The 5,519-nt window shown below is 65.4% G+C and carries 5 protein-coding genes; 3 read left to right on the forward strand and 2 right to left on the reverse strand.

Features of this window, described 5'->3' with window-relative positions:
* On the forward strand, nucleotides 1–1,113 hold a 1,113-nt coding region (locus tag ACXJKR_RS22800), incomplete at its 5' end, for a DUF6537 domain-containing protein (RefSeq protein WP_457324746.1).
* 14 nt (nucleotides 1,114–1,127) lie between these two features.
* Here the strand turns inward: ACXJKR_RS22800 and ACXJKR_RS22805 are convergent.
* Nucleotides 1,128–1,610: an Lrp/AsnC family transcriptional regulator gene (locus ACXJKR_RS22805; RefSeq protein ID WP_457324747.1), complete on the reverse strand. Its 483-nt coding sequence runs from the start codon at nucleotides 1,608–1,610 to the stop codon at nucleotides 1,128–1,130.
* Between the two features lie 152 nt (nucleotides 1,611–1,762).
* On the opposite strand from ACXJKR_RS22805, the gene ilvB reads away from it, so the two are divergent.
* Together ilvB and ACXJKR_RS22815 are read left to right on the forward strand one after the other, a co-directional pair.
* Nucleotides 1,763–3,562: a biosynthetic-type acetolactate synthase large subunit gene (ilvB, locus tag ACXJKR_RS22810; RefSeq protein WP_457324748.1), complete on the forward strand. Its 1,800-nt coding sequence runs from the start codon at nucleotides 1,763–1,765 to the stop codon at nucleotides 3,560–3,562.
* Nucleotides 3,563–3,717: 155 nt separating this feature from the next.
* Complete coding sequence (locus ACXJKR_RS22815; RefSeq protein ID WP_457324749.1) at nucleotides 3,718–4,383, forward strand: glutathione S-transferase family protein; 666 nt, start codon at nucleotides 3,718–3,720, stop codon at nucleotides 4,381–4,383.
* On the opposite strand, the gene ACXJKR_RS22820 is transcribed toward ACXJKR_RS22815, so the two are convergent.
* The coding region (locus ACXJKR_RS22820; protein ID WP_457324750.1) for an FAD-binding oxidoreductase at nucleotides 4,344–5,519 on the reverse strand (1,176 nt) is incomplete at its 5' end. The two genes, ACXJKR_RS22815 and ACXJKR_RS22820, sit on opposite strands and share 40 nt — an antisense overlap.

Genomic DNA, 5,519 nt, shown 5'->3' on the forward strand with positions numbered 1-5,519 from the left:
GCACTGGGGGACGAGAGCTATCGCACGCTGGATGGCGAGAAGACCTGCTTCCTCGGCAACGACCGCGTGGCGCCGACAGCAGCCTTCGTGACCCAGGCGGACGCCCGTGTCGATGCCGGGCTGCTCAAAGGCAAGGTCAGCGCCAAGCTGCCGCCACATCGCGTCCACTATGCGGACGCGACAAGATGGGCCACGTTGCTGTGCGGTGATCCGGTTGGGGCCAACCTGATGATGGTGGGCATGGCTGCGCAGCGTGGCTGGCTGCCCATGGGAGTCGAGGCCATCGAACGCGCGATTGAACTCAATGGCGTGCAGGTGCCGCTCAACCTGCGCGCCTTCAGGCTCGGGCGCCTGTGTGTGCATGATGCCTCGGCGGTCGAGGAGGCGATTCACCGTTGCGGCGATCGCACTGTTGCCTCGTTAGAGCCCGCTCCCGAGAGCCTTTCTGCCATCGTCGAGCACCGAAGCAAGCTGCTGACTGACTATCAAGACTCGCGCTATGCGCAGCGCTATCGTGCCCTGGTCGAGCGCGCGGTAGAGGCCGAACAAGGCTTGGCGCCGGGCAGTGATCGCCTGGCAAAGGCGGTGGCTGTCGGCTTCAGCAAGCTGCTCGCCTACAAGGATGAATACGAAGTGGCGCGGCTGTACAGCGCGCCGGAATTTCTGGCCGAGCTGCGCGCGGAGTTCGAGGGCGATTTGAGGCTGTCCGTCTACCTGGCGCCGCCCCTGTTCGCCCGCACAGACCCGACCACCGGGCATCTCGTCAAGCGTGAGTACGGCGGCTGGGTCCTCAAGGCGATGCGCGTGCTTGCCAAACTCAAGAGACTGCGCGGCTCGCCCTTCGATGTCTTCGGCTACACGCGCGAGCGGCGCGAGGAGCGGGAACTTGTGGATGAGTACGAGGGCACACTCGGCCGGCTTTTGAAGCAATTGCGAGGCGATCAACTCCAGGCCGTGGTCCAACTGGCCCAACTGCCTGAGCACATTCGCGGATACGGGCATGTGAAGGCTGCGCATCTGGCGCGGATGCGGGCCGAGCGCGCTCGATTGCTGGGCCAAATCGAGGGCGTCGAGACAGGGAACTTAGCCCCGGCCTTGTCGCGTCGCGCATGAACACTGCACGAGGGTTACGGGCTGTTCAATGGCAGCTCGCCCCTCTTCAGCTGCTTGAGCACGAAGCTGGACTTGCTGTGCCGGATGCCTGGAATCTTGTAGAGCTTCTCGCGCAGCAGACGTTCGTAGTCGCGCGTGTCGGCCACGGCGATGCGCAAGTGGTAGTCGTAGTCGCCGGACACGAGAAAGACCTCCAGGATTTCTGGAATTCGCTCAAGCTCGCGGCCGAAGCGTTCGAGCGCCTCGTCAGAGTGGCTGTCGAGCGTGAGCTGAACGATCACCATGTCTTTCAGGCCAATCTTCTCGGCGTTCAGCCGCAGCGAGTACCCCTCGATGACACCAGCGTCTTCCAGTCGCTTGATGCGTGTCCAGCAGGGCGATGTGGTCAGGCCCACTTCGGCACTGATTTCGGCCAGGCTCAGGCGCGCGTCGCGTTGCAGTGCCCGCAGGATGGCGAAGTCCACGCGGTCGAGTTCAGGTGCTTTGGGTTTGGGCATGGCGATGATCTTGGACTGATGGTCCGTCGTGTTTCTAGTGCTTCAGAAATATTTTCCGCTCGTTGTGATATGTCGGCAAGATTTGCTTTGGTTGGTATTTCTTTCGGAAAAAACAGAAGCACTTTTTGCGAAAGTTCGGGAACAGTAGCAGCATGAACAGCCTCCCCATGATCGACGTCGAAGTTCCCGCCACCCGGGCCTTTGGGCCGCCTGCAAGCGCGGCCGACGAGGTGCTCGAGGTCACCGGCGCCGCGCTGCTGATCGACACCCTGCTTGCGCTTGGCATCGACACGGTGTTCGGCTATCCGGGTGGAGCGGTGCTGCCGCTCTACGACGCTCTGCACAGYGAGCCTCGCCTGCGCCATGTGCTGGTGCGCCACGAGCAGGCCGCAGTGCATGCGGCCCAGGGCTATGCGCGCTCGACCGGCAGATTGGGCGTGGTGTTTGTGACCTCGGGTCCTGGCATGAGCAACACCACCACCGGGCTGCTCGACGCGCTGTGCGACTCGGTGCCGGTGCTGTGCATCAGCGGCCAGGTGGCCACGTCGTCCATCGGGACTGACGCGTTCCAGGAGTGCGACGCACTCGGCATCTCGCGCTCGGTGACCAAGTGGAACGTGCAACTTCGCCGTGCTGACGACATCGAAGCCGTGGTGCATAAGGCCGTGGCCGTCGCGCGGAGCGGACGGCCCGGTCCGGTGCTGGTGGATTTCCCCAAAGACCTCCAGCAGCGAAAGGTCACGAAACGGCTGGCGCCGCCAACGCCAACGCCGACGGTGCCGATGCCGTTCAAGCGCTCCACTCTTGCCCAGATTGAGGCTGCGGCACACGCGATCCGCCAAGCCCAAAGACCCGTGTTCTACGGTGGCGGGGGCTTGATCAACTCGGGCGTCGAGGCCTGTCAAGCCTTTCGCCAGCTGGTGCGCGCTGCCGGCGCGCCCTGCACGCTCACATTGATGGGGCTCGGCGCCTACCCGGCGTCCGACCCGCAGTGGTTGGGCATGCTGGGCATGCACGGCACGCTCGAAGCCAATCTGGCGATGCACCATGCCGATCTGATCGTCTGCGTCGGCGCACGTTTCGATGACCGCGTCACCGGCCGGCTCGACCAGTTCTGTCCGCAAGCGCGTGTTGTTCACATCGACATCGACCCGACCTCGATCAACAAGACGGTCAAGGCCCACATCCCCATCGTCGGGGACTGCGAGTCTGCTCTCACCCAGTTGTTGACACATTTTGCAGACCTGCCTGTTCCGCGGGATCGGCTGGCGCCATGGTGGACTCGCATCAAGTGCTGGCGGGCCGAGCGATCCTTGGCCTACGACGATGGGACAGGTGCGATTGCACCGCAGGCGCTGATGACGCGCTTGCAGGCAGCACTCAGCAAGTTGGACRCCATCGTCTCCACCGACGTCGGTCAGCACCAGATGTGGGCCGCCCAGCACCTGAGCTTCGAGAAGCCCATGCGCTGGCTGACCTCAGGCGGCGCCGGCACGATGGGCTACGGCCTGCCGGCGGCCATCGGCGCGCAGGTCGCCCACCCGGACAAGACTGTGGTCTGCGTCAGCGGCGATGCATCGATCCTCATGAACATCCAGGAGCTGTCCACCGCCGTGCAGCATCGCACGCCGGTGAAGGTGGTGTTGTCCAACAACGGCTACATGGGCATGGTGCGCCAGTGGCAGGAACTGATCCACGGGGGGCGCTACAGCCACAGCTACACCGCGGCACTGCCCGACTTTGTGGCCGTGGCCCGTGGCTTTGGCTGGCGGGCCCGCCGTGTCACCCAGCGCAGCGAACTGGACGCAGCGCTGGCCGAATGCCTGGCGTCCGACCAACCGTATTTTCTGGATGTGGCAGTCGTGGCCCAGGAGAACTGCTTCCCGATGATCCCTGCCGGATGCGGGCATCAGCAGGTGATGTTGGGCAAAGACCGGGTGTACGCGCAATGATGAGCAGCGGTTCACGGGTCGCGGAACTGCTTGACCGTGCCGCTGGCGCTGCGCCCAACCGTGTTGCCGATGCGTGGGCGCGCGAGAAGCTGCGCGCCATGCCCGCACATTGATTTGACCGGCGTGCCGCTTGCGGCCGCCGATGGAGCAACTTCATGGTTACCCTCTATCACTGCATGAGCGCACGCTCCTTCCGGCCCTTGTGGATGCTGGAGGAGCTTGAGCTGCCCTACAAGCTCCTGTTGCTGCCGTTTCCGCCGCGCGTGTCGGCGCGCTGGTATCTCGACGAGAACCCCCTGGGAACCGTGCCCTTGATGGTTGACGGCGATGTCCGCATGACCGAGTCCGCCGCGATCTGCGAGTACCTGTGCGCGCTGAGTGCCCCGACGACGCTGCAAGTCGAACCGGGCGAAACAGGCTTTGGCGCCTTCCTGAATTTCCTTCACTTCGGCGAGGCGACACTGACCTTCCCGCAGACCTTGGTGCTGCGCTACTCGCGGTTCGAGCCGGAGCCAAGGCGACAGCCCGCAGTGGCCGAGGACTACACGAAGTGGTTCCTTGCCCGGTTGCGTACGCTGGAGCCGCTGCTGGCTGAGCAGCCGTATCTGTGTGCCGGCCGGTTCACTGCCGCGGACGTCTCCGTCGGCTATGCCTTGATGTTGGCGCAGTATCTCGGGATTGCCGAACGCTTCACGCCGGCTGTGGCGGCGTATTGGCTGCGCCTGCAGCAGCGAGACGCCTACGTGCGCGCGATGCGGGCGCAGGCGGCGGCGGCTCAGGCTCAAGGGGTGTCGCTCGTGCCCGCGCCTGACACTCTTTGAAGTGAGCCTGCGTGATGCAGGCTGCTTGAGCTCCCCGGTGGAGTCGCCCCGGAACCCGTGGCTTGATCCAGTCGAACGTTGCCCAGCAGTCTGGCCGGGTCGAAGTGCCGGTGCAGCGCGGCCGCCCAGTCCAGCGTGGCTGCGTCGGTGTAGCGGTGGTAGAAGGCCGAGTTGCTGGGGCCCACGCCGTGCTCGGCGCTGTAGCTGCCGCCGAACTCGCGCACGGTGAGGTCGTAAATGGCCTCGCGCAGCGCTGCGATGCGGCCCTCGGCCGTGTCCCAAGGCACCACGAAGTTCAGGTGCATGCCGCCATCGCCCAGGTGGCCGAAGTCGCAGACCTGCGCGTCGGGCAGGTGCTCGGCGATCACGGCCAGGGCCTGCTCGCGCAGGGGCGCAAAGCGTGAGCGCGTGACCGAGAGGTCAAAGGCCAGCATGCGTCCGAGGTGCTGCACGGCTTCGCTCAGGCCGTGACGCAGTCGCCAGAGCTTTTCGGGCTTGTCCACCACGGCGTCGAGCAGTTCGGCACCCGACTCCATCTGGCGCTCCAGCCAGGACAGCAGCAGGGCATTGAGATCGAGGCCCTGGTCGACGCCCAGCGTCGAGGTCAGCTCCACGAGCACGGCATAGACCGGCAGTTCGGCAAACGGCGCGGTCGCGCCCGGCAGGTGCCGCACCACGGCCGCCAATGCCGGGCCGGAGATGCCCTCGAAGGCCGTGACGAAGTCGCCCAGTTCGGCCTCCAAGTCGGCCAGCAATTGCACGCCCACGGCTGCGGACGGCAAGGCCAGCAGCGCGGTGGCGGTTTGCCGGGGCAGGGCGTGCAGCTTGACCACGGCATGGGTGACGAGGCCGAAGGCGCCGAAGCTGCCGCACAGCAGTTGGCTCCAGTCCAGGCCTGTGTTGTTCTTGCGCAGGCCGTGAAGCTGGCCCACCGCTTGACCCGGCGGGTGCAGCAGCACGCCTTGCAGGCCCAGCAAGTTCTCGCGCACGCCGCCATAGCGGATCAGGCGTGCGCCGCCAGTGTTGGTGGCGATCATGCCGCCCAAGGTCGGGTCAGCGCCAAGGTCGATGGGAAAGCACAGCCCCTGCTTGGCGGCGGTACGGTTCAGGTCCGAGAGCCGGTGGCCGGCCGACAC

Source organism: Roseateles sp. P5_E11 (assembly GCF_054049355.1).

What these genes read in the sequence shown, in the direction of transcription:
- ACXJKR_RS22815 (WP_457324749.1), top strand. Translation starts at nt 3,718, where the DNA reads ATGGTTACCCTCTATCACTGCATGAGCGCACGCTCCTTCCGGCCCTTG.
- ACXJKR_RS22805 (WP_457324747.1), bottom strand. Translation starts at nt 1,610, where the DNA reads ATGCCCAAACCCAAAGCACCTGAACTCGACCGCGTGGACTTCGCCATC.